The 26,947-nt window shown below is 41.0% G+C and carries 14 protein-coding genes, 2 tRNA genes and 2 rRNA genes; 5 read left to right on the top strand and 13 right to left on the bottom strand.

The features are described from left to right. Nucleotides 1–110 precede the first annotated feature (110 nt). The 12 genes from PZ892_RS04840 to PZ892_RS04785 form a co-directional block, all read right to left on the bottom strand. Nucleotides 111–2,999 (bottom strand): 23S ribosomal RNA (locus tag PZ892_RS04840). Between the two features lie 190 nt (nt 3,000–3,189). After that, nucleotides 3,190–3,263, bottom strand: a tRNA-Ala gene (locus PZ892_RS04835). A gap of 6 nt (nt 3,264–3,269) precedes the next feature. Next, nucleotides 3,270–3,346: transfer RNA gene (locus PZ892_RS04830), tRNA-Ile, on the bottom strand. A gap of 189 nt (nt 3,347–3,535) precedes the next feature. Further along, a 16S ribosomal RNA gene (locus tag PZ892_RS04825) occupies nt 3,536–5,065 on the bottom strand. The 16S and 23S rRNA genes sit together here with 2 tRNA genes alongside, the layout of an rRNA operon. Nucleotides 5,066–6,446: 1,381 nt before the next feature. Further along, nucleotides 6,447–10,997, bottom strand: a complete 4,551-nt coding sequence (locus tag PZ892_RS04820) for an efflux RND transporter permease subunit (RefSeq protein WP_277712219.1) — start codon at nt 10,995–10,997, stop codon at nt 6,447–6,449. Between the two features lie 18 nt (nt 10,998–11,015). Then, nucleotides 11,016–12,122 carry an efflux RND transporter periplasmic adaptor subunit gene (locus tag PZ892_RS04815; RefSeq protein ID WP_094280911.1) on the bottom strand — a complete coding sequence of 369 codons (1,107 nt, stop codon included), beginning with the start codon at nt 12,120–12,122 and terminating at the stop codon, nt 11,016–11,018. A gap of 115 nt (nt 12,123–12,237) precedes the next feature. Next, nucleotides 12,238–12,603 (bottom strand): hypothetical protein, encoded by a 366-nt coding sequence (locus tag PZ892_RS04810; RefSeq protein ID WP_094258832.1) that lies wholly within the window; start codon nt 12,601–12,603, stop codon nt 12,238–12,240. Nucleotides 12,604–12,666: 63 nt separating this feature from the next. Further along, a complete protein-coding gene (gene ccoS / locus PZ892_RS04805) occupies nt 12,667–12,855 on the bottom strand; it encodes a cbb3-type cytochrome oxidase assembly protein CcoS (protein ID WP_094258833.1) in 189 nt (62 codons plus the stop codon). 9 nt (nt 12,856–12,864) lie between these two features. Beyond that, nucleotides 12,865–15,261: a heavy metal translocating P-type ATPase metal-binding domain-containing protein gene (locus PZ892_RS04800; protein ID WP_277712216.1), complete on the bottom strand. Its 2,397-nt coding sequence runs from the start codon at nt 15,259–15,261 to the stop codon at nt 12,865–12,867. Nucleotides 15,262–15,275: 14 nt separating this feature from the next. Further along, entirely contained in the window at nt 15,276–16,640 is a 1,365-nt protein-coding gene (hemN, locus tag PZ892_RS04795) for an oxygen-independent coproporphyrinogen III oxidase (protein WP_277712215.1), read from the bottom strand. Then, the gene (locus PZ892_RS04790) at nt 16,600–17,151 is read right to left on the bottom strand and encodes a lactate dehydrogenase (RefSeq protein ID WP_256962540.1); all 552 of its coding nucleotides are present in this window, start codon (nt 17,149–17,151) and stop codon (nt 16,600–16,602) included. The genes hemN and PZ892_RS04790 overlap by 41 nt, the downstream gene beginning before the upstream one ends. A gap of 67 nt (nt 17,152–17,218) precedes the next feature. Beyond that, entirely contained in the window at nt 17,219–19,780 is a 2,562-nt protein-coding gene (locus tag PZ892_RS04785) for an ATP-dependent Clp protease ATP-binding subunit (protein WP_094258836.1), read from the bottom strand. Nucleotides 19,781–19,961: 181 nt separating this feature from the next. On the opposite strand from PZ892_RS04785, the gene ettA reads away from it, so the two are divergent. The 4 genes from ettA (at nt 19,962) to PZ892_RS04765 (ending at nt 24,451) form a co-directional block, all read left to right on the top strand. Beyond that, complete coding sequence (ettA, locus tag PZ892_RS04780) at nt 19,962–21,644, top strand: energy-dependent translational throttle protein EttA (protein ID WP_094258837.1); 1,683 nt, start codon at nt 19,962–19,964, stop codon at nt 21,642–21,644. A 7-nt stretch (nt 21,645–21,651) separates the two neighbouring features. Beyond that, nucleotides 21,652–22,839, top strand: coding sequence for a PAS domain-containing sensor histidine kinase (locus tag PZ892_RS04775; RefSeq protein WP_277712213.1), 1,188 nt, complete (start codon nt 21,652–21,654; stop codon nt 22,837–22,839). Continuing rightward, on the top strand, nt 22,839–23,897 hold the full coding sequence (locus tag PZ892_RS04770) for a response regulator (protein ID WP_094258839.1): 1,059 nt from the start codon (nt 22,839–22,841) through the stop codon (nt 23,895–23,897). Before PZ892_RS04775 ends, PZ892_RS04770 begins: the two co-directional genes overlap by 1 nt. Nucleotides 23,898–24,031: 134 nt before the next feature. Then, nucleotides 24,032–24,451: a hypothetical protein gene (locus PZ892_RS04765; protein ID WP_182499401.1), complete on the top strand. Its 420-nt coding sequence runs from the start codon at nt 24,032–24,034 to the stop codon at nt 24,449–24,451. A 37-nt stretch (nt 24,452–24,488) separates the two neighbouring features. Here PZ892_RS04765 and recN read toward each other — a convergent pair whose 3' ends face one another. Further along, entirely contained in the window at nt 24,489–26,141 is a 1,653-nt protein-coding gene (gene recN, locus PZ892_RS04760; RefSeq protein ID WP_277712212.1) for a DNA repair protein RecN, read from the bottom strand. Between the two features lie 151 nt (nt 26,142–26,292). On the opposite strand from recN, the gene PZ892_RS04755 reads away from it, so the two are divergent. Further along, nucleotides 26,293–26,919, top strand: coding sequence for a sprT domain-containing protein (locus PZ892_RS04755; RefSeq protein WP_094258842.1), 627 nt, complete (start codon nt 26,293–26,295; stop codon nt 26,917–26,919). Nucleotides 26,920–26,947 lie beyond the last annotated feature (28 nt).

Genomic DNA, 26,947 nt, shown 5'->3' with positions numbered 1-26,947 from the left:
CTTGATAGCAGACCCAAGGTCTAACTACTAAATACTAACTACTAAATACTAATTGACATGTTATTGGAAGAAAGGATGTTAAAAAGAGAGAGGACAACAGAACTATCCGCATTGGAAAGCTTCGGGCTATTAGTATCACTCGGCTTTGGTCTTTCAACCTTTACACCTGTGACCTATCAACGTTGTCATCTTCAACGACCCTTATGAGGAAGTCTCATCTCGTGGCTAGTTTCGCACTTAGATGCTTTCAGCGCTTATCTATCCCGGACGTAGCTACCCTGCCGTACACCTGGCGGCATAACAGGTTCACCAGCGGTCCGTCCAACCCGGTCCTCTCGTACTAAGGTCAGATCCACTCAAACTTCCAGCGCCCACAACAGATAGGGACCGAACTGTCTCGCGACGTTCTGAACCCAGCTCGCGTGCCACTTTAATGGGCGAACAGCCCAACCCTTGGGACCTTCTCCAGCCCCAGGATGTGACGAGCCGACATCGAGGTGCCAAACCTCCCCGTCGATATGAGCTCTTGGGGGAGATCAGCCTGTTATCCCCAGAGTACCTTTTATCCTTTGAGCGATGGCCCTTCCATACAGAACCACCGGATCACTATGTCCGTCTTTCGACCCTGGTCGACTTGTAGGTCTCACAGTCAAGCAAGCTTATGCCATTGCACTCCTCGTACGGTTACCAAGCGTACTGAGCTTACCTTTGAAAGCCTCCGTTACCTTTTTGGAGGCGACCACCCCAGTCAAACTACCCACCAAACAATGTCTCCCGCACAGCGGGATTAGAAACCGAATACAGAAAGGGCGGTATTTCAAGGTCGTATCCACGATTCCTGGCGAAACCGCTTCAATTACTCCCGCCTATCCTACACATCCTGTACCCAATTTCAATGTTAAGCTATAGTGAAGGTTCATGGGGTCTTTCCGTCCCGTTGCGGGTAACCGGCGTCTTCACCGATACCACAATTTCACCGAGCTCATGGCTGAGACAGCGCCCAGATCGTTACACCATTCGTGCAGGTCGGAACTTACCCGACAAGGAATTTCGCTACCTTAGGACCGTTATAGTTACGGCCGCCGTTTACTGGGGCTTCGATTCAATGCTTCTCCTTGCGGATGACATCCCCTCTTAACCTTCCAGCACCGGGCAGGTGTCAGGCCTTATACCTCATCTTTCGATTTCGCAAAGCCATATGTTTTTGCTAAACAGTCGCCTGGGCCTTTTCACTGCGGCTTCTCCACCCGAAGGTGGAGGAAGCGCCCCTTCTCCCGAAGTTACAGGGCCATTTTGCCGAGTTCCTTAGCCATGATTCACTCGAGCACCTTAGGATCCTCTCCTCGACTACCTGTGTCGGTTTACGGTACGGGTATTGATAACCTGGAGCTTAGCGGGTTTTCTTGGAAGTCTGCTTACCTGCGCTATCAGCGCCCCCGAGGGTTTGCTGTACTATCGGGCTTCAGCTGTACCAGCGGATTTGCCTACCGGTCCAATACCTTTGCCCTTCAACGAACTATTCCGTCAGTTCGCGGCAGTGTCACTACTCCGTCACCACATCGCAGTTATCAATAGTACGGGATTATTAACCCGTTGGCCATCGGCTGCCTCCCTTCGGATGCGCCTTAGGTCCCGACTAACCCTGATCCGATTAGCGTTGATCAGGAAACCTTAGTCTTTCGGTGGGCGGGTTTCTCACCCGCCTTATCGTTACTTATGCCTACATTTGCTTTTCCATCAGGTCCACCACGGGTCACCCCGCGGATTCACCCCCGATGGAATGCTCCCCTACCAGTGCAATAAATTGCAATCCATAGCTTCGGTATCGTTCTTGATGCCCGTTTATTATCCACGCCCGGCCGCTCGACTAGTGAGCTGTTACGCACTCTTTAAATGAATGGCTGCTTCCAAGCCAACATCCTAGCTGTCTGGGCAACCGGACCTCGTTAGTTCAACTTAGAACGAATTTGGGGACCTTAGCTGATGGTCTGGGTTCTTTCCCTCTCGGCCTTGGACCTTAGCACCCAAAGCCTCACTGCCGGCCATATCTAGCAGCATTCGGAGTTCGTCTGGATTTGGTAGGATTTGACTCCCCCGCACCCAATCGGTAGCTCTACCTCTGCTAGACTCATATGCCGACGCTGTTCCTAAAAACATTTCGGGGAGTACGAGCTATTTCCCAGTTTGATTGGCCTTTCACCCCTACCCTCAGGTCATCCGGAAACTTTTCAACGTTTATCGGTTCGGTCCTCCAGTACGTGTTACCGCACCTTCAACCTGCCCAAGGGTAGATCACAAGGTTTCGCGTCTACCTCGTCCGACTATACGCCCTGTTCAGACTCGCTTTCGCTTCGGCTCCTGGCCTTAAGCCATTAACCTTGCCGGACAAGAGTAACTCGTAGGCTCATTATGCAAAAGGCACGCCGTCACGGAATCACTCCGCTCCGACCGCTTGTAAGCACACGGTTTCAGGTTCTTTTCACTCCCCTGTTCGGGGTTCTTTTCACCTTTCCCTCACGGTACTGGTTCACTATCGGTCTCTCAGGAGTATTTAGCCTTGCCAGATGGTGCTGGCGGATTCCCACAGGATTTCTCCGGTCCCGCGGTACTCAGGATACCACTATGGCTGCATTCTTTACCTGTACGGGGCTCTCACCCTTATCGCGCAGTTTCCCACCTGCTTCCAGTTCATAGCACAGTCCAATGGCGTGGTCCTACAACCCCAGTATTGCCGTAACAATACTGGTTTGGGCTCTTTCCCGTTCGCTCGCCACTACTTGGGAAATCATTGTTATTTTCTCCTCCTACGCCTACTTAGATGTTTCAGTTCAGCGCGTTCGCTTCATTTGATGGCATGTCTTCAACATGCCGGGTTGCCCCATTCGGAAATCCACGGATCGAGTCGCATTTGCCGATCCCCGTGGCTTATCGCAGCTTATCACGTCCTTCATCGCCTCTGAGAGCCTAGGCATCCCCCGTGTGCCCTTGTTTACTTTCTTCACGCTATCACCCCTTTTGCTAAGTGATAGGTTGCTTATTGGCCGCCATCCATCGCTGGACGACATGCCTCTGTTGTCTTCTCTTGTTAATCTCTTTTCTTCCAATATGTCAAAGAACTCTTTATCTGGAGTACCTAGTAGTTAGTATTTGGTATTTAGACCAAAACCGTCCCATAAGGACCCAGACCTGTGGAGAATAACGGATTCGAACCGTTGACCCCCTGCGTGCAAGGCAGGTGCTCTAGCCAGCTGAGCTAATTCCCCGTGTGATGGTAGTCCCGAGCAGATTTGAACTGCTGACCCCTACATTATCAGTGTAGTGCTCTAACCAACTGAGCTACGGGACTAGCTTATCTCTCTCATCTCTCGGTGTCACCGTCTGTATGGAAGTTTTTATTATTCGTCGCCAATATCTAAATACTAAATACTAAATACTAACTACTAATCACTCCCCACAGGGTGGGCACTTTCTTCTGAATGTCTTTTTTTTCTATACGATCATGTATGTCGCGCAGCGATCCCAGAGCGGGCTCTAGAAAGGAGGTATTCCAGCCGCACCTTCCGGTACGGCTACCTTGTTACGACTTAGCCCCAATTACCGGTTTTACCCTAACACGCTCCTTGCGGTTACATGCTTTAGGTACCCCCAGCTTTCATGGCTTGACGGGCGGTGTGTACAAGGCCCGGGAACGTATTCACCGCGTCATTGCTGATACGCGATTACTAGCGAATCCAACTTCACGGGGTCGAGTTGCAGACCCCGATCCGAACTGTGAATGGCTTTTCGAGATTGGCATCACATTGCTGTGTAGCTGCCCGCTGTACCATCCATTGTAGCACGTGTGTAGCCCCGGACGTAAGGGCCATGATGACTTGACGTCGTCCCCGCCTTCCTCTCTGCTTGCGCAGGCAGTCTGTTTAGAGTCCCCACCTTGACGTGCTGGCAACTAAACATAGGGGTTGCGCTCGTTGCGGGACTTAACCCAACACCTCACGGCACGAGCTGACGACAGCCATGCAGCACCTAGTTTCCTGTCCCGAAGGACGGATGCGTCTCTGCATCCTTCAGTAACTTTCAAGCCCGGGTAAGGTTCCTCGCGTATCATCGAATTAAACCACATGCTCCTCCGCTTGTGCGGGCCCCCGTCAATTCCTTTGAGTTTCACCCTTGCGGGCGTACTCCCCAGGTGGATGACTTAACGCTTTCGCTTGGACGCTTACGGTATATCGCAAACATCGAGTCATCATCGTTTAGGGCGTGGACTACCAGGGTATCTAATCCTGTTCGATCCCCACGCTTTCGTGCATCAGCGTCAATAACGGCTTAGACAGCTGCCTTCGCAATCGGTGTTCTGAGACATATCTATGCATTTCACCGCTACTTGTCTCATTCCGCCGTCTTCAACCGCATTCAAGCACTTCAGTATCAAGGGCACTGCGACAGTTGAGCTGCCGTCTTTCACCCCTGACTTAAAGTGCCGCCTACGCACCCTTTAAACCCAATAAATCCGGATAACGCTCGGATCCTCCGTATTACCGCGGCTGCTGGCACGGAGTTAGCCGATCCTTATTCTTTAGGTACATTCAGCCCACTACACGTAGTGGGGTTTATTCCCTAACAAAAGCAGTTTACAACCCATAGGGCAGTCATCCTGCACGCGGCATGGCTGGTTCAGGGTTGCCCCCATTGACCAATATTCCTTACTGCTGCCTCCCGTAGGAGTCTGGTCCGTGTCTCAGTACCAGTGTGGGGGATTCTCCTCTCAGAGCCCCTAGACATCGTCGCCTTGGTGGGCCGTTACCCCACCAACTAGCTAATGTCACGCGAGCCCATCCATATCCTATGAATATTTGACAAATAAACCATGCGGTCAATTTGTGTCATGCGGTGTTAATCCGAATTTCTTCGGGCTATCCCCCTGATATGGGTAGGTTGCTCACGCGTTACGCACCCGTGCGCCACTCTCACCAGCCGGTAGCAAGCTACCAACTGGATCCCGTCCGACTTGCATGTATTAGGCCTGCCGCTAGCGTTCATCCTGAGCCAGGATCAAACTCTCCATTGTAAAATGAAGTGTAAGATCAAGACTATTTATAATAAATAGAATTGTCTTGTTTTAATGTTTTCCTCCCGCTCCGGGATATCTGAATTGATTTCTTAAAATCTTTGTTCAGCTATCGTACTCTCGTACGAGTCGCTGCGCTACATGATCATTTAAAGAACTTATATCGCCTGGGCATCTCGCTTCGGCTTTTTATGTTGTGGATCCCTCATCGCTGAAGGCTACAATCTGTCATTTTCTTGTCGCTCCGAGCATCGCGCTCATTGCTGTTTCCCTCGGTTGGGACTGCAAAGGTAGAAACCTTTTTTGATTCCGCAAAATTTATTTTAAAATAATTTTGAGGCGCTTTTTCAAAAGATCCGGCTGCATTGGATGTGACCCCTTTTTCGCCGTGTTCCATTCCCTGTTGTCAGTGGCCTTTCAGCCGTCCCTCCCTTGCGGAGTGGTGCAAAGATAGGGACAAAACATCCATACTTCCAAGACATCCCAGCAACAATTTTTGGCAGCATACCGTAACTCGCTAGCACATTGCACGATAAATTTTCAGGAAGGTTGCATTTTCATTGCCCAGGAGGTATTCCGGGGGCATGAACGGTAGAAAAGGGAGGTTGGAAGCTCTTATAGGTTTGGGATACATTCTGGTCAAATATTAGCGTAGGTTCTTTCGCATATGATTTCCATTGGTATCTATATACCCAATCATTATCGGAAATACTTCGGGAGGAGTTCCTACAAAATTCGACATTCCGGCGCTTCACTAGCGCAGATCCCCCGCAGATCCGCCGGACCTCGGCCGAAAAAATTCGAACAAGGTCAGGAAAAGATCCGAAGAAGGTCCGACCAAGGTGCGGAGAAGGTCCTGATTTGTTCAAAAGATGGACAGAATTATCGCTGAATTCGAAACTGTAGTATTACTGTATTCGAAACGGCAGTATTACTTAATTCGAAACTGTAGTATTACTGATTCGAAACGGCAGTATTACTGTATTCAAAATCGACTTTATTGCGGAATTCAAAACTGTAGTATTACTAAATTCGAAATTGGATTATTAATGAATTTGAAATCGTCCTAATAACAGTATTCAAAACCGATGTTATTACAGCATTAAAAATCTGTATTACGAAAGTATTCAATACCTATACTAATACAATCTTCACAACCTTCATTTGTACAGTAATTAAAACCGACCCTGACAAAGAGCAGAAGTAAAGGATTGATTTTAGTTTAAAATTATTACTGAGAGGAAAGGTTCTAAATAAATAAGATGAATGAATATAAAAGACCAGCACCGGGGCTAACTGCTTTTCAAAAATATTTTCAAATCCCCACTAAACAAAAAAGGGTGGACCGAAGTCCACCCCACCATCTATTTTAAATACCCATTTATTGCCAACCACCACCTAGGGCTTTATAGAGAACAACCTGATTCAGCATTTTCTCCTTATTGATATCCACATCGGCAACTTGTGCTTCAATCAACCCTTTTTGCGCAGTGATGATATCCAGGTAGGTCACCCGGCCTGCTATAAACAATTCTTCTGCCGCTCCAATGGAAGATTCCAAAGCAGCTACTTGGTCCTTTATATGTGTCGAACGATCAACAATCGCTTCCTGCGTATTGATCGCTAATGAAACTTCATTGACAGCATTCAAAACCGATTTCTCATATTCAATGAAATTAATCCCATAAGAGGCTTTCATTCTTTCGTATTCCGATTTCAACTCACGTTGTCTAAAAATCGGCATCGTAATGCCGCCGAACAGTCCATAGGTTACGGATTTCTCTAGATTGAATAACTTATCGAAACTAAAAGACTGTAGACCTAGATACGGACTAATGGCTACCGTTGGTAAAAACGCCAACCTCGAAGATTCCAATTCATGGAACCCTGCTTTTAAGTCCATACCCGCTTTTCGAATATCTAAACGATTATTTAATAAATCGTCAAGAGAACCGACAACCAAGTTTTCAAACAATAAATCATCGTTTATAGGTTCTCTATTTCGTGAAATTGGTTGATACACTCGACCTAATAAGGAATTTATCTGATGCTCATATGCTAAAATTTCTTGTTCCGCATGCGCACGACTAGCCTTTGATTGTGAAAGTAAGGATCTAAACTGTTGAACCGCCAACTCATCTGCTCGTCCGGCTTCCTTCTGTGCTTCAATAATTTCTAATGCACGCTCGTGGAGTTTAATGTTCTGTTCATAAACCTGAATTTTCTCATCTAGACTAATCAACTCATAATAAGAAGAGGCAATGCTAGAGATTAATTCAGTTTCAATTAAACGCTTTAACTCACTCTCAGACATTAATTGAAGAAAGGCAGCCTCTCTCCTGTTCCGAAGTTTTCCCCATAGATCCAACTCCCAGGAAGAGCGAACACCCACAAAGTAATCTGGAATAAAGGGTTCAGGTAATTTTTCATCATCTGTCAAGTTTTCTGAAAAATTAGAATCATAATTACCTATACCCGATTCTGTATAATGGCCATATTTCCTTAAACCGCCTTCAACCGCAGCATCCAAGCTTGGATAAATTGCCGATTTCCGAAACTTAAAGTTCGATTGTGCCATCTCAATCCGGTGGATCGCTTGACGAACATCTAGATTATTAATCAATGCCGAATCGATCAAGGAAATCAATTGAGAATCCGTAAATACATCTCGCCAAGCTAGACTTCCAATAGAAGTTGAATCATTCATCACCTGTCCGGCCTGCCCTGTAAGCTCTGGAGAAATATCTTTTTCTACTGTTGTTTTAGGAACTGAACAAGAACTTATAAAAAGTAAGACCGCAATTGCAACGGTAGCTTGTTTAAGTTTCTTCTTCTTTTCACGTTTAGAAAACAAGACCACCAATCCTGGGATTACGATTACCCCGATAATCGTACCGATTACCATTCCTCCGACAGCGGCTGAACCAATGGTTCTATTTCCGATTGCACCAGCTCCACTTGCCAACATCAATGGAATCAATCCGGCAGCAAATGCAAATGATGTCATTAAGATAGGTCTCAAACGAGCCACTGCTCCTTCAATGGAAGCTGTAAGAACATCCATGCCCTGTTTTCTTTTGAGGTTAGCATACTCCACAATCAGGATGGCATTTTTACCCAATAATCCAATAAGCATTACCAAAGAGACCTGTGCATAAATATTATTTTCCAAGCCAAAGACTTTTAGGAAAAGGAAAGCACCAAATAAACCTGCAGGTAAACATAGTAATACCGGCAAAGGCAATAAGAAACTCTCATATTGTGCAGCTAGTAATAAATAAACGAATACCAAACACAATAGGAAGATATAAGCCGCTTGATTACCAGAAATTTTCTGCTCACGAGTCATCCCCGACCATTCGATGGTATAACCTTGTGGGAGTTCAGCGGAAATACGCTCCACCGTTTCAATCGCTTGCCCCGAACTAAATCCTGGCGCTGCTTGACCTGTGATCATTGCCGAGGTAAACATATTATAGCGCGTGATTTGTTCCGGACCATAAACCCGCTCCATGGTCATAAATGATGAATATGGAACCATTTCGCCTTCTTCAGTTTTCACATAAAGATTCAGAACATCCTCTGGTCTCTGTCTTGCGAAAGCATCCGACTGCACCATAACCTTATACATCTGTCCATATCGGATAAAGTTGGTCGCATATAAACTTCCTAATAAAGTTTGAAGCGTATTCATGGAATTTTCAACAGAAATTCCTTTTTTAGCAGCCTGATCATAATCGATCTTCAACATATATTGAGGGAAGTTAACATCGAAAGTGGTACTAGCACTTTCAATTACTTCATCTTGTTCCAATTTAGCAATAAACTCATTCACCACCTCGTTCGTTTGAGCTAAATCTTCATTTCCAGAACGATCTAACAATCTTAATTCGAAACCAGAAGAGTTACCGAATCCAGGAACCGTTGGTGGAGGGAAGAATTCAATTACTGCATCTGCAATATGTGCTGTTTTTTCACGAAGAATTTTCATCACATCATCTACAGATTCTTTACGATCATCCCAGGATTTGAGGTTGATCATCCCCATACCATAGGAAGCCCCGGAAACCTCGGTTACAATACTATATCCTGCAAGAATGGAAACTGTCTCGACCATTTCCAATTCTCTGGAAATAGCATCAACTTCATTCAATACAGCCTCCGTACGGTCGACTGTAGCTCCGGGCGGCGTAGTAACAGCCACATAAATCATCCCTTGATCTTCAGTAGGAATAAATCCGGAAGGAAGGATCGCTGCGGAACCCCAAGTTGCGACGAACATAATAACTAACCCTAATAAAGTGATTACGCGACGGCCGGCAATCTTAGAGAGCAATCCTTTATATCCTCCGGAAATTCTGTTGTAAACATTATTGAATCCTCTGAAAAAACGATCCAATATATTATTGCTAGGCTTTTTATCATGCGGAGAGCGCAGGATAATAGCACATAGAGCTGGTGTAAGTGTTAATGCATTAATCCCTGAGATCACAATTGCTGCTGCAAGTGTCAAAGAGAACTGTCGATAGAAAATCCCAACAGGTCCAGACAGGAAAGCGACGGGAACAAATACTGCAGACATCACCAAAGTAATGGCAATAACTGCTGAACCTACCTCATCCATTGCCGCCAATGTTGCTTCCATTGGTGAAAGATGCTCTTCCTCCATTTTGGCATAGACGGCCTCGACGACAACAATTCCGTTGTCGACGACAATCCCGATGGCGAGAACCAGAGCAAACAAGGTCAATAAGTTGATCGAGAAGCCCATCATCTGCATAAAGAATAGGGACCCAATCAAACAAACCGGAACTGCCAGAATTGGAATAATGGTAGCACGGAAATCCTGCAAGAAGATAAATACCACTAGAAACACAAGGATAAAGGCCTCAATCAAGGTCACTAGTACACTTGAAATCGATGCATTCAAGAATCTGGAAACATCATAACCCATGGTATAGGTCATTCCCGGTGGGAAAGTAGCTTCCTTCAATTCAGCCATCCTGTCTTTTACCCTTTGGATTACCTCTTGGGCATTGGAGCCTGGCAACTGCTTGATCATAATAGAAGCAGATGGTCTACCGTCAGTTTTGGAAACCATTTCATAATCCAGGGATCCAAACTCAACATCGGCGATATCCTTCACTCGAATAATTGATCCATCCACATTAGCTCGAATAGGAATATTTTCATACTCACTGATTTCAGTAAATTTCCCTGGATAACGCAATACATACTGTTGCATGTTGACTGTTTTATCCGAACTGATCCCTGTTTGACCTGGGGCAGCTTCAATATTCTGTCTCCGTAATGCTGCAACCAATTCTTCAGTAGAAATGGAATATGCAGAAAGACGATCTGGCTTCACCCAAATACGCATGGCATAATCTTTCATTCCCATGATTTGAGCAAAACCTACACCTTCAATCCGCTTCAATTCCTTTAAGATATTGATATCGGTAAAGTTGTATATAAATCGTTCATCAGCAGTTACATCATCCGTATATAAATTCAGATACATCAACATACTGTTTACTTCCTTCTCGGTGGTTACACCGGCCTTGATAACTTCCTCTGGCAATTCATCGAGAACGGTAGTTACCCGGTTCTGGACATTCACCGCGGCGATATCCGGATCAGTACCTACTTCAAAGAAAACCTGAATTAAGGTATTACCATTGTTCGTGGAAACCGAACTCATATAAGTCATTCCGGCAACCCCGTTGATTGCTTTTTCCAAAGGAATTGCCACCGCATTCGTACTTACTTCGGCATTCGCTCCGGTATAGTTTGCCGTCACCACAACGGACGGAGGAACAATATCCGGGAACTGTGTAATTGGCAAGGTAAAGAGTGCCAATAGACCCAAAAGGGTAATAAAGATCGAGATGACCAGCGATAGCACTGGCCTCTTAATAAATTTTTCAAACATAAAATCGCTCTCCCTTTATTAGTTTTTAACCATTCTTGGTTGAATAACCATTCCGTCACGTAGCGATTGTACTCCTTCGTATACTACCTTGGCATCTGCTGGCAATCCGTTTTCCACAACATAATAATGTCCAACACGACGACCATTTTCAAATGGTGTCATTTTCACGGTATCCCCTTTCAAGGTATAAACGTAGGCTTTGTCCTGAATTTCGAAAACTGATTTTTGATGTACCAATAATAGGTCTCCAGTTTGAACCGGAACACCAATTCTACCGGTAGCACCATGCTTTAGTAAACCTTGCGGGTTATTAAATTTCGCACGTAGGGAGATTGAACCAGTACTAGCTTCAAACTCACTTTCCACAATTTCCGCGATTCCTTTATTTGGATATGTTGCTCCATTGGCTAGAATCAGTTGAACCTCTTTCTTGAAATTATTTCTATTAAAGGTAGAATCTGAGGCAATGCCTAAATATTCTTGTTCTGAAATATCAAAGTAAACATTCATATTGGCCATATCAGAAATGGTCGTCAATAGGGAACCTTCTTCTAATAGGGAACCTTCTTTGAGTTGAATCCGGTCGATTCGGCCATCAAAAGGCGCACGAATCTGGGTGTTTGATAATTTTGTTCTTGCTTGGTTCAATACGGCCTCTGCTTCAGCAACCTTTGCCTTTGCAGCACGCAATTGAACTTTTAATAAATCATACTCGGTGGAGCTCACGATATTTTTCTGAACCAACTTATGGGTTCTTTCCATTTCAAGCTCAACTTTTTTCACTTCAGCTTCAGCACTGCTAACAGAGGCCTGAGCTTGTGCTAGATCAGCTTTATACTCATCGGCAACCAAAGAGAATAAGACTTGTCCTTTGCGGACGTAAGCGCCCTCATCCACAAAGATTCTATCTAAGAATCCAACTAGGCGAGAACGCAATTCAACATTTCGTTGAGATTGGATATCTGCGATATACTCTTTGTAAACCACAGTATCCAATTGAACTAAATTCGATACAGGAACAACCTTAGGCGCATTAGCAGTAGTTTTTTCGTTACTAGTTGCTGTACATGACGCAAAAAATAATGCACAACCTGCTACTGATAGTAGCATGATATGTTTTTTCATAGCAAATAAAATATGGGTATTAATATAAAATAGAATACAAAGTCGAGGCGCTGGCTATAGAAAAACCCATAGCAAGCAACATCACTTCCAGAATGGAGGTGAAAAGGAATTTTAATTAGAAAGGACGGTATCTATACAAAAACTGATAATAGCCGGGAAGGCATAAAGTTTTAGATAGATAAAATGGGTGATTTATGCTGGATCTAACTCGATAGATTCGAGAAACCAGCCATGCAAAAAATAGAACTAATGGGATTAATCCTAGGAATAATGAGAAGATTCGATAATCATCAAAAATAATCTCCGGTAGTCTCTCCGAATGATCAGCATGAGAAAGATCAAGTACCTCTTCTAGTACAACTTCAACTAAGGTTTCACTGGCAATTATATTAGCAGAACCAAAGAGGTCCATCGATTTTACCTCCAAGCATAATACATTGAGGTAACCGAATAGCGCCAAGAAATGCAATAGTCGAAACATACAGCGCAAAGATAAACAAGCCTGTAAGCATTAAAGTATCAGGAATGTAAAAAAACTGTGATTTTAGGTTTTTGAAGTCGCTTTTTTGTCATTTTCGACTTCAGTTTCCAAAGGTTCGTCATCAAACAAGATTCTTACTGATGGCGTGTAAGTATCATCATGTTGTCCATTTTTGCTAGCCCAGAAAAAGGCTCCCAAAAAGAATAAAGCGATAAGAACACTACAACCGATTAAGAAAAATATGATGTTCATAGTATAAAGTTAAATTAATTTTCTCCGTTTTGCATATCCCCGAGTCATTAAACTGGTAAAAGATATGATCGTAACGGTACTAATAGGCATTAATATCGCTGCAAATAAAGGCGACATCGTGCCCTGCACAGCAAAACTAAGCCCGATAAGATTATATAAGATGGAAATGACAAAGGACATTTTGATCACTTTCACCGCATCTTTACTGAATTGGAAAAATCTTGGCAATAAATGAAAGGACTCCCCATCTAATATGGCATCGCATCCTGGAGAGAAATTATTGATATCATCCGATACCGCAATCCCTAGATCGGCTTTTCGTAATGCCCCGGCATCATTTAATCCATCACCAAGCATACATACCTTTTGCTTTTCGTCTTGCCAAGCAGTGATTTTATCCAATTTGGCAGCTGGTGTTTGATTAAATAACAATTTCGCATTGGATGGAAATATCATACGCAAAGCATCTGCTCGTCTTTCATTATCGCCAGAAATTAAATGCAAATTATAGCTCTCCCCTTTCAATTCATTGATAACCTCGGATAATCCGTTTCTCCAGGACTGTTCTAAAGTGAAGAATCCTTTTAAGACATCATTGATCATCACATAAACTACAGAACCTTCCAAATCAACCTTTGCCGTATTTACATAACTTGCACTACCGATTTGGATACTATAATCCTGAAATTTCCCCGATTGTCCCCTACCGACAACTTCTTCGTAGTTCTCGATATTGACCATCTGCACATCCCCGAGCCATTTAATAATTTCACGGCTTAAAGGATGATTGGAGTTTCTACACAAGGAAGCCAGTAAATCTTTTTCAAAGGAGTTTAGCTTGCCTTCAAAATACATACTCGACGCATTTGGCGAAGAAATAGTTCCTGTTTTATCAAATACCACTGTATCAATGCTAGCCATTTGCTCGATGGCTGCTGTATTTTTTATATACAATTTATTTTTATCGAAAATACTGAGTGCTGCAGAAAGGGTAAATGGTGAACTTAAAGCCAGTGCACAAGGACAAGCAATAATAAGGACTGCTGTAAAAGCTGCCCACGCCTTATCCCCAGTTCCTGACAGCAACCAAAATACACAGGCTGTAAATGCGATTAATAAAAGTCCGATGGTGAAGTATTTTGAAATGAAGCCAACGAAGGTGTCAAACTTCTTTTCATATTGTTTAAAGCTGTCGTTATTCCATAACTTGGTCAGGTAGCTTTGCGAGACGGCTTTTACGACTTCCAATTCTATCGCCTCGCCCATTTGCCGTCCACCAGCATATACAACCTCGCCCAATACCTTTTCCACGGGTTTACTTTCTCCGGTAACAAAACTAAAATCGACAGAAGCATTACCATTCAGTAAAATAGCATCTGCAGGAATAATCTCATTATTGCGAACCAAAATTCGATCTCCAACTTTAAGATCTGCAATCTGAGTAGGTTTTGAAACACCTTCTTGTAAGACTGTGACGGCAACTGGAAAATAGGAACGATAATCTCTTTCAAAAGAGATATGATAATAAGTCCTTTGCTGAACATATTTCCCGATCAGGATAAAGAACACCAAACTACAAAGGGTATCCATAAATCCAGCACCGGTTTGAGTGATGATTTCTATTGCGGAACGAAAAAACAAGACAAAGATTCCGAGCGCCAAAGGGACATCTAGATTAAGTCGTTTTTGTTTCAGGCTTATCCAGGCAGATTTGAAATAATCGGAAGCACTATATAATAGGACTGGTAATCCGAATGCTAAATTCATATATCCGAAAAAGTTGGAATACTGGCGTTCAAAATCTGCCATTCCAAAATACTCTGGAAATGAAATCATCATGGAGTTACCAAAACAGAATCCCGCAACTGTAAGTTTAGCGATGAGCCCATTCTGATTGATTTTCTTTCCTTCCTTAACTACATCCTGTAGGGTTATTTTTGGATCATATCCGATCTTATGTAATAAATCAACCAATTCACGGAGGGAAATTTCTTTTTTCCTGAAGGTGATACTTGCTTGCTTCTTCATAAAATCAACCTGCGAGTTTTTAACTCCGGGGTTTAATTTATAGAGATGTTCCAATAACCAAATGCATGAACTGCAATGGATCGCGGGAACATAAAAGGTAATGATTGCCAATTCATCATCCTGATAATCGACCAATTTGGCAATGATATTTGGTTCATCTAAATAAGATAAGTCTTCTTTCTGGGCTTTTTGAGACTTACCGGGATGGGAATTATACTTATAATAGCTCGCCATATTGTTATCATTCAAAATCTGATAAACCGTTTGGCAACCTAGACAACAAAAGCGATGGTCTTCTAAAATATAGGCAGCATCTTCTACCGGGTCACCACAGTGGTAACAGGTAGTATTTAATTGCAATCCCTCTTTTGTCGACATAATATAAATATAGGTTAAATAGCCTGACTAAATAAGTTTTCTCTTTCCTTGGTTTTTTGAAGTCGCTCATCAAATGCCATACAAACATTTCGAAGAAATGATTTCCCAACTTCTGTAATCTGGATGGTATGATGATCCACTTCAACTAGTCCATCTGCCTTTAATGGTATCAGGCGAATTAGAATTTTCTCATTCACTTCAAATCCATCCTTTAGCTGAACTTTTCCGCGACACATCATATCCAAAATATACTCTCGGATCACTAAATCTTCTTCATTTAAGATATGTCCTTTCACCACTGGCAGTTTTCCCTGACCGATTAATTCATGATATTCTTCCACAGTTTTAACATTTTGGGCAAATGCTGTCCATGAATCAGAAATGGAAGAAACCCCTAATCCTATTAATAAAGGAGTATATCGGTCGGCATAGCCCATAAAATTACGATGTAAGGTCCCATCCATTGAAGCCAGATAAAGGGCATCATCGATTTTCGCGAAATGATCCATACCTACATCTTGGAAACCATGATCTTGAATCATTTGTTTTCCAAGTTTATATAGATTCAATTTTTCCTCGCCTACAGGCAAATCATGTTCGGTGAATTTTCGTTGCCCCGGTTTAATCCATGGCACATGGGCATAACTATAAAAAGAAATCCGATCAGGATTCAATTTCATGGCATGTTCAATGGTCATCTTGACAGATTCTGCAGTTTGCAAGGGCAATCCATATATCAAATCAAAATTGATGGATTCATATCCTAGCTTACGAGCATCTTCCATGACACGAGCAACATCCTCTACAGTTTGATGCCTATTAATAATGTATTGAACTTTTTCATCAAAATCCTGAATTCCTAAGCTCAGTCTTTTAAAACCTAATTCATTTAATGTTTTCAAATGTTCATAGGTTGTATTTGCTGGATGGGCTTCGAAGGAAAATGATGCATCTGCAGTTTTTTCATTTCCTTCCAATAAGCCAGCGATCAATCGATGTAGATTTTCGGCAGTAAAGAATGTTGGAGTACCACCACCGAGATGAATCTCTGCAATCTTTAATTTTTCTTCTTGCAGAATCTCCTTATACATGTTCCACTCTTTCAACAAGGAGGTGATATAAGGATCTTCAACTTTATGATTTTTGGTAATTCGAGTATTACAGCCACAATACGTACAAAGGCTTTCACAATATGGCAGGTGGACATAAATACTTATTCCTTGGTCTTTGGATCTAGAGAAATTTAAGGCAACTCGATCTTTCCAATCTGCTGCATTGAATTTTTCATTTTCCCAGAAAGGTACTGTTGGATAACTGGTATAGCGAGGTGCCGCTACATTATATTTGTTGATCAGTTTGTTTAGAATCTCCGTTTCCATATTTTCTTAAATTTACCTTGTTCTTGCAATCTATACGACATTGACACGCATCCCCCGTACATCCGCCAACCATCCATTGTGTTAAATTGGAGATGGTTTCTCTGGCAATACCTTCCAGGGTATTTTCATACGGAACGTTGGCAACATGCATTTTGAGTTCTCCGGCATAATCTAGGTCAATATGTTCAGTGGATCTTGAACGGGTGATAATATTTCGTATCCCAATTTTGTAGAGTTCATATAACATTACTCTATCCAATAAATCACGGTCTGAAATGATAATCGCCTCTTTGCCCATCGCATAATGCATGGTACTAAAATTCAACTCATTCGATATTAAAGTCAAATCATGTACCTTTCCATTCGCTTTGGCGAGGTGCTCCTTCTCAGGCCCCAAAATGTTGTATGCAATCACTCTCATCCCTAAAGTAAAGTTGTATGATTCCAAAAGTAGCAGATAAGGCCTCAGAAACGAATGCAGTCCATCATCACAGAAAGTGATATAAATCATGTTTATCAAAAAAAACGAGGGATGAACTTTTGGTCCATCCCTCGTTTTATTTTAGATATGTGTATTACTAATCTTTTTTCTTATTGTTTTTGACATCAGATGCTAAAGAAGAATCATCATCTTTTTCCTTTTTTGCGGAAGAAACAACAATATCTTTCTTTTCTTCATCAAAATCTACCAAGATGGTATCGCCTGCCTTCAGTTCTCCTTTAAGGATTTCCTCAGCAATTGGGTCTTCAAGATATTTTTGAATAGCACGTTTCAAAGGTCTTGCACCAAAGTTACTATCATAACCTTTCTCAGCAATATAGTTTTTGGCATTTTCAGTCAAATTAATTTGATGACCTAAGCCTTCGATACGAGCGAATAGAGATCTCAATTCGATATCAATGATTTTGAAGATATGTTCTTTTGTCAATGAGTTAAAGACAATGACATCATCAATACGGTTCAAGAACTCAGGAGCGAAAGCACGTTTTAATGCGGTTTCAATTACTCCTCTTGAATGCGAATCAGCTTGATTTTCTTTGGCAGCAGTAGTAAATCCTACCCCTTGTCCAAATTCTTTTAACTGACGAGCACCAATATTCGAAGTCATGATAATGATGGTATTTCTAAAGTCCACTTTGCGACCAAGACTGTCTGTCAACTGACCTTCGTCCAAAACTTGTAATAACAAGTTAAATACATCGGGGTGAGCTTTTTCAATCTCATCGAGAAGAACAACAGCATATGGTTTACGGCGAACTTTCTCAGTTAACTGACCACCTTCTTCATAACCTACATATCCCGGAGGCGCACCTACCAAGCGTGATACAGCGAATTTCTCCATGTATTCACTCATGTCAATTTGAATCAATGCATCTTCAGAATCAAACATGAACCTTGCTAACTCTTTTGCTAACTCCGTTTTACCCACACCAGTCGGACCTAAGAAAATAAATGATCCAATTGGTTTCTTAGGATCTTTCAATCCTGCACGAGTACGTTGAATGGCTTTCACCAATTTCTGAACTGCATCATCTTGACCGATAATTCTACCTTTCATGGAATCACCCATGTTCAATAGTTTTTGGCTATCAGATTGACTTACTCGTTGAACAGGAATACCTGTCATCATGGAAACAACCTCAGCAACATTGTCTTCAGTAACGGTGTAGCGTTTGGTTTTTGTTTCTGCTTCCCAGGCTGCTTTTTCTTTTTCCAATTCTTCAATCAACTTCTTCTCGGTATCACGAAGTTTGGCTGCTTCCTCATATTTCTGACTGCGAACAACTTTATTTTTCTCCACTTTTACTTCCTCGATTTTTTCTTCGATATCAATAATCGACTGAGGAACATGGATATTATTTAAGTGAACACGAGATCCTGATTCATCCAAGGCATCAATAGCCTTGTCTGGTAAGAACCTGTCAGTAATATAACGTGTTGTCAAGGACACACAAGCATCAATCGCTTCTGGGGTATAGGTAACATTATGATGTTCCTCGTATTTATCTTTGATACGGTTTAAGATTTCAATCGTATCATCGATAGAAGTAGGCTCTACGGTCACTTTTTGGAAACGACGGTCTAATGCACCATCTTTCTCGATATACTGACGGTATTCATCTAATGTTGTAGCACCAATACATTGGATTTCTCCACGTGCTAATGCTGGTTTAAACATGTTTGAAGCATCCAAAGAACCAGAGGCACCACCAGCACCTACAATGGTATGAATCTCATCGATAAACAAGATTACATCAGGTGATTTCTCCAATTCGTTCATTACGGCTTTCATACGTTCTTCGAACTGGCCTCTATATTTAGTTCCAGCAACCAAAGACGCTAAATCAAGCGTTACGACACGTTTATTGAATAATACGCGGGATACTTTACGTTGGATAATACGCAGTGCCAGGCCTTCAGCAATTGCTGATTTACCCACACCAGGTTCACCAATTAAGATTGGGTTGTTTTTCTTTCTACGGGAAAGAATCTGCGAAACCCTTTCGATTTCTTTCTCACGACCTACGATAGGATCTAATTTACCTTCTTCAGCGGCTTTGGTTAAGTCGCGTCCAAAGTTATCTAGAACTGGAGTTTTAGATTTGATATCAGAAACCTTCTTAGGTGAAGAAAATTGTGAATCTTCATCAGCGTATTCTTCATCTCCTCCTGGAGGAGTGCTTGAAGCTTCATCAGTAATACCAGTAGCATTTTGTTCGACTTCAGTTTTGAATACGTTATATGAAACATTAAATTGTTGTAAGATTTGCGATGCGATGTTCTCTTCATCACGTAATATGGCTAACAATAAATGCTCGGTTCCAATAATATCACTTTTAAAAATTTTAGCTTCCAAATAAGTAATCTTAAGGACCTTTTCAGCTTGTTTAGTTAGTGGCATATTACTAATTGGAGAGCGTGAAACGGAAGAACCTTTCACAGCATCCTCCACTGATTGGCGGACTGCGCCCATGTCAACGCCGATATTTTTCAATATCTTAATTGCCACTCCATCGCCCTCACGTATTAATCCCAACAATAGATGTTCGGTACCGATATAATCGTGACGCAATCTGAGTGCTTCTTCACGACTATAGGAGATAACATCTTTTACTCGGGGTGAAAATTTTGCTTCCATTAAATTCCTTTCTCAATTAAATTCGGGTGATCAACAGTATAAATGTACTAAAAATACAACTCACACCCATTTGTTATAAATATTTTTTATCAACAATTGCGCCATCACGCTAAAACTATCAATTTGTCAGTAATTCCATTATCTTTGTGTAAAAACACAAAAAGAAACTTTCAAAGCACCTATGTCTGACGAAAAAATAATCTTCTCAATGGCTGGGGTAAACAAAATTTATCCCCCATCCAAACAAGTACTTAAGAACATTTACCTTTCCTTTTTCTATGGAGCGAAAATTGGGGTAATTGGTTTAAATGGTTCCGGAAAATCTTCCTTATTGAAGATCATTGCTGGCTTGGACAAATCCTACCAAGGAGAGGTAGTCTTCTCACCAGGTTATTCTGTGGGCTATTTAGCGCAGGAACCCGAATTAGACCCTACAAAAACAGTTAAAGAAATTGTAGAAGAAGGCGTTGCGGAAACGGCATCCATCCTCAAAGAATACGAAGAAATCAATGAGAAGTTTGGCCTTCCGGAAGTTTATGAAAATCCAGATGAAATGGATAAACTTTTGGCTAGACAAGGTGAATTACAAGATATTATCGACGCCACAAATGCTTGGGAATTAGACAGCAAATTAGAGCGAGCAATGGACGCGTTAAGATGCCCTGAGCCTGACGCTTTAATTGCCAATTTGTCAGGAGGAGAGCGAAGAAGAGTAGCAATGTGTCGACTTTTATTACAAGAACCTGACGTTTTATTATTAGATGAGCCTACCAACCACTTGGATGCCGAATCTATTGACTGGTTAGAACAACATTTACAACAGTATAAAGGAACGGTGATTGCCGTAACGCACGACCGTTATTTCTTGGATAATGTCGCAGGCTGGATCCTTGAATTAGACCGTGGTGAAGGTATTCCTTGGAAAGGAAATTATTCCTCTTGGTTGGATCAAAAAGCTAAAAGATTAGCTCAGGAAGAAAAAACAGAAAGCAAACGTCAGAAAACCTTAGAACGCGAGTTGGAATGGGTGAGAATGGCACCGAAAGCCAGACATGCCAAATCAAAAGCACGTTTGCATAACTACGAAAAACTAGCCTCTGAGGAAACGAAAGAGCGCGAAGAAAAGCTAGAATTATTTATTCCACCAGGACCTCGTTTAGGAAATGTGGTTATTGAAGCCACTAACGTGAGTAAAGCATACGGAGATAGAATTTTATTTGAAGATCTAAGCTTCTCTTTACCACCAGCAGGAATCGTTGGGATTATTGGTCCGAACGGTGCTGGAAAAACTACGCTATTCCGTTTGATCACTGGTCAGGAGCAACCTGATACAGGAACCTTCAAAGTTGGCGAAACTGTCGCTTTGGGTTATGTGGATCAGATGCATGATGACCTTGACCCAAACAAGACGGTATGGGAAAACATTACAGGAGGAAATGAAAACATTTCATTGGGGAACAAATCCATGAACTCCAGAGCCTATGTTTCTAAATTCAACTTTAATGGAGCAGATCAGCAAAAGAAAGTTGGGGTTCTATCCGGTGGGGAAAGAAATCGTGTTCACTTGGCTATCACTTTGAAAAAAGGATCAAACGTGTTATTGCTGGATGAGCCTACCAACGATATTGACGTGAATACATTACGAGCCCTGGAAGAAGGTTTGGAAAACTTCGGTGGTTGTGCTGTGATTATTTCTCACGACCGTTGGTTCTTAAACAGAATATGTACGCATATTTTGGCGTTTGAAGGAGATTCTCAAGTTTACTTCTTTGAAGGAAACTATACAGAATATGAAGAAAACCGTAAGAAACGTTTAGGAGATGTTGGTCCGAAACGTATCAAATACAAGAAATTAGTAAAATAACAACGTATTGGAATCAGCTAGGTTATTAGAAGCCATTATCGACAATGCCATTGATGGCATTATTACCATTGATAATCGTGGAATTGTAGAAAGCATCAATCCCGCAGCATTGGAATTATTCGGTTATGCTGCAGAGGAAGTCGTTGGTAGAAATATCAACGTCTTGATGCCTGAGCCAGACCGCTCGAACCATGATCGCTATATCTCCAACTACGAAGAAACTGGTAGAAAGAGAATCATTGGGATCGGACGTGAAGTAAGGGGTTTGAAAAAAGATGGTTCTACCTTCCCTTTTCGCCTAGCTGTCAGCGAAGTTTTTTATAAGGATCGTAAGATTTTTACCGGGTTTATTCATGATTTGACAAAAGAGAAACAAGCGCAAAATGAGTTAAAAAAACATACTCAGGAGCTTGAACTCAAAGTTCGTGAAAGAACCAAGGATTTGATCAAACTGGTTTCCGAACTGGAAAGAGCAAAAGCGGATGTCAGTGTTTCTTTGGAAAAAGAAAAGGAGTTGAGTCAACTAAAATCAAGATTCGTCTCCATGGCATCCCATGAGTTTAGAACTCCCCTTAGCTCGGTACAACTATCAGCTTCACTGATTGACCGATATGTTGAAAAAGGTGAATATGGACCTATTGAAAAGCATACCAATCGAATAAAAGGGTCTGTTCAATTACTGAACACCATTTTAAATGATTTCCTTAATCTGGAGAAATTGGAAGCTGGTGTTGTTGTGGTAAATAAATCAAACATTAACATCGTCCATCTAGGGGAAGAAATCGCTGAGGAAATGCAATTGATCTGTAAGAAAAATCAGCATATTGTTTATCAGCATACAGGTGAAGAGTCTGGTTTCTATATAGACCCTAACCTCCTAAAAAACAGTATCATCAATTTGATTTCCAATGCCATTAAATATTCTGGAGAAGATACCTTTATCGAATTCAATACGCAAATTGCAAGAAATCAATTATTGGTAACTGTGAAAGACAATGGAATAGGAATTCCATTGGAGCAACAGGTTAGTTTATTTGAGCCATTCTTTAGAGCTAACAATACGGGAAATATTCCAGGAACAGGATTAGGATTGAATATTGTGAAGCGCTATGTGGAACTGATGGGTGGAAGATTGGAATATTGGTCGGAAGTAAATCAAGGAGCTATTTTTAAGATGTTTTTTATCCAAGAGTAATGGAAAAAAGGAAAATATTAATAATCGAAGATAACAGTGATATTCGCGAAAGTACAGCAGAGATTCTGGAATTAACTGGTGAGTATTCTGTTTTAGTCGCTGAAGAAGGTAAAACTGGGGTTGATATGGCTATTAAACATAAGCCAGATTTGATTCTATGTGATATCATGATGCCTGAGCTTGATGGCTATGGGGTTTTATACATGTTGAGCAAACATGAAAACACCCAACAGATTCCCTTTATTTTCCTAACGGCTAAAACTGAAAAAGCTGATCTTAGAAAAGCCATGGAAATGGGTGCTGACGATTACCTAACTAAGCCATTTGATGATATGGAATTGTTAAATGCGATAGATAGTCGATTTAAAAAGCGTGCTCAGTTACAGACTAAGGCTGTCCCTAGTATGGATAGTTTAAGATTGGATGAACATGAGCAAGCATTTTTACTTCAGGATCTGGTAGAACATGGTCGTATAAAGAACATCAAGAAAAAACAGACGATTTATGAGTCCGGGGATACACCTATCTATGTATACTATATAAAAAAGGGGAAAGTACGCAGCTATCTGAATTATAAGGATGGTCGTGAATTGTCGACTAATATTTATATAGAAAATCAGTTTTTCGGGTTGGAATCCGTTTTATTGAATGATAAATACGGAGATAATTCGGCCACTTTGGAAGATGCTGAAATTGCCTTGATCCACAAGGATAACTTCTTTGAACTACTTTACAAAAAACCAGGAATCGCTTCTAAATTAATTAAGGAATTATCTCAGAATATCCGCGAAAAGGAAGAGCAGATGTTAGGTTTTGCGTATGACTCGGTTCGCAAACGCGTAGCCAATGCCTTGGTTAATGTGGCTGAGAAATCAGATCAGAAATCGGATGAAGTAACCATCAAAATTTCGCGAGATGATTTGGCAGCATTAGCAGGCACAGCCAATGAGACTATCAGCCGTATGTTAGCTGATTTTAAAGATGAAAAATTATTGACTAAAGAAGGCAATGCAATCATAATTTTTTCGGTCCACAAACTAAAAAACATCAAACAATAATAGAATAGATTTAGCTTTTTACCGTTTTTTCATAAAAATGGTCATGTTTTTGCAATAGCATTTAAACTTTATTCAGATTTAGCTGTCTGTATAAATAAGATAAATGAAATTATTTACTATAAACATTACCACTCATGAAAAAACTTTTATTAGCACTCGCAATAGGTACTGCTTCATTGGTAGGCTTTAGCTCTTGTACAAAAGAATATGTTACCAATAATTTTCTTCCTGGTGTAAGTTACTACAAACCTGTGAGCAACAAGGATTGGAAAAAAACTAGCGAAAATACGTTTGAAGTTGTCCTCTCTTTACCACAATTAGAAGATTTTATCTATGATGATGGTGCGGTAGATGTTGCAATTCAATTCGAAGACAAGAAAGGTATTTTTTATAACATCCCTGCAGAAGACCCTGATAACCGTGGACATGGATACAATGCTTCTTATGAGATTGGAAAAGTTCACTTAAAAGCATTCGACTTGTTTGGTGAAAACGCTGCTCCTGATGATATGCGAGTGAAAATCACTTTAACAGAAGGTGATATCGGCAACTAAGAAATAATAAAGGAGCATTAAATAATGCTCCTTTATTTTATTTCAACATTTCTTTGGCATGTTGAATTGCCGTATCTTCTGGATTTGCCCCACTCAACATTTGTGCTATCTCTAAAACCCGCTCCTCTTCGCTCATCAGCACAATATTCGATTTAGTTTTGTTTCCTTTATCTTCTTTATATACCTTAAAATGGCTATTCCCTTGGGAAGCAATCTGAGGCAAATGGGTAATACTAATAACTTGCATGTTTTCAGACAGCTCTTCCATCAACTCCCCTACTCTTAATGCTACTTCGCCGGAAATACCTGTATCAATTTCATCAAAGATAATTGTTGGCAATGCTGAGGTCTTGGCCACTAAAGATTTGATAGCAAGCATCACTCTGGAAAGCTCCCCTCCTGAGGCTACCTTATGAATAGGTTGTAGAGACTGGCCTTTATTTGCTGAAAATAAAAATGACACTTCATCCTGTCCACTAGATTTGAAACTGGAAAGCTTATTCAACTCCACATTCAATTGTGCATGTGGCATCCCAACTCGACTAAGCACCTCTTCAACTTCTTTCTGTACTACCTTGGTTGCTTTTAGTCGGTTTTTGGTTAACTGTTCTGTAATTTTTGAAATATCCTGATGAAGATTATCAATCTTCACTTTTAATAATTCAATTTGTTCTTCCTGTGAATCCGTTGCCTGCAATTTGTTTTCCAGCTCTGACTTGAGATCAAGTAACTCCTTGACAGTTGTAACCCGATGCTTTTTTTGGAGGTCATAAAGGATAGATAACCTTTCATGAACTATACTCAAGCGTTCCTCATCCATAGTAACTCCTTCAGCAACCTGCTCAACCTCGGCACTTAAATCCTTCAACTCTATCAAAGCGCTTTGAAGACGGTCTAATAAAGACTCCGAAGATGGTAAAAATCGTGCACCATTCTGAAGAGATGATTGAACTTGTTTTAGACTATCCAAAACATTGATTTCACCATCTTGTAACTGAATACTTGCGGCATGAAAATGACGTTTTATCTCTTCTGCATTTTCCAATTGGGATTGTTCGGATTCCAATTCCTCTTGTTCATTTTCCTGCAGATTGGCCTGATCCAACTCATTGAATACAAATTGTTGATAATCTGCTTCAGACTGGGCTTTTGCGAAATCATCTTCCAACTGACGCAGTTCCCCTAGGCTTTTCTTATATTCCTGATATCTTTTTTTGTAATCTGTTAATACCGATTGATGTTGAGCAACAGTGTCCAAAACCAATAATTGAAAAGACTCTGTATTGATTTGTAAAGTTGCATGTTGAGAGTGGATGTCAATAAGCTTTTCGCCAAGCACTTTCAAGGTTTGTAAAGTAACGGGGGTATCATTTACAAAAGCTCTTGATTTCCCATCGGCATGAAGTTCTCTACGGATCAAACTGACATCCTCATAATCTAGATCTAGAGATTGAAATAGTTCTCCTAAATTATAGTTCTTGATATTGAAATGCCCTTCAATGATACATTTACGAGATTCATCGAAAAAATGTTTACTTTCTGCACGATTTCCTAAGATCAATCCCAAAGCTCCCATGATAATGGATTTTCCAGCTCCGGTTTCACCGGTTATGATATTGAGTTTTTGGTCGAAATTTATGTCTAATGCATCAATTAATGCATAGTTTTTTATCTGTAGTTTACTTAACATCCGATCTTTTCTGTTTGAACTTTAAAACTATATTTAATAAATTCTAAATAGTCCTTAAGCTTATTCATCAAATATAAATAATTCTGAACCCATGGTAAAATTAAGCCTTTAATATTCTGAAATCTCCGAAAAACTAATAAGTTTGTAGTTCATGCCTGATTTTAGTAAACAGTTAAGTAAGTATATACCATCTGCCGCTGCACCCATCATTTCTGAATGGATAAATGATACTGGATGTCGGTTTAAGGTGACTCGTTCCAGAGCTTCAAAACTGGGCGACTATCGTTCGCCATTTAAAAATGAACCGCATCAGATCACCATCAATCATGATCTAAACCCCTATTCCTTTTTGATTACCACCGTACATGAGTTTGCCCATTTGAAAACTTGGCAGATGTACAAGAATAAGGTCAAACCCCATGGCTTAGAATGGAAAAATAATTTCAAAAGTTTGATGGAATCCTTTATCAAACTGAACCTATTTCCGCAAGACATTAATATTGCCTTGGTTAAATACATGAATAATCCAGCTGCTTCTAGCTGTACCGATTTAAACTTGTATAAGGTCTTGAAATCTTATGATACCACCGAAATAGAAACGGTAACGATTGATACCATTGAAATCAACAGCTATTTCACTATTAAAAATGGAAGGGTATTCCAAAAATTGGAAAGATTGAGAAAAAGATACAAATGTATGGAGGTAAAAACCCAAAGAATCTATCTATTTCATCCAATTGCTGAGGTAAAACCTATAGAATTAGAATCTAATTCTTAAATTGCGGAAAACCAAAGAATCTAAAATT

The organism is Sphingobacterium sp. WM (assembly GCF_029542465.1).
GTDB classification, from domain to species: domain Bacteria; phylum Bacteroidota; class Bacteroidia; order Sphingobacteriales; family Sphingobacteriaceae; genus Sphingobacterium; species Sphingobacterium cellulitidis.
The sequence above is the reverse complement of the archived record's forward strand: the minus strand, read 5'-3'. Positions and strand labels throughout refer to the sequence as shown.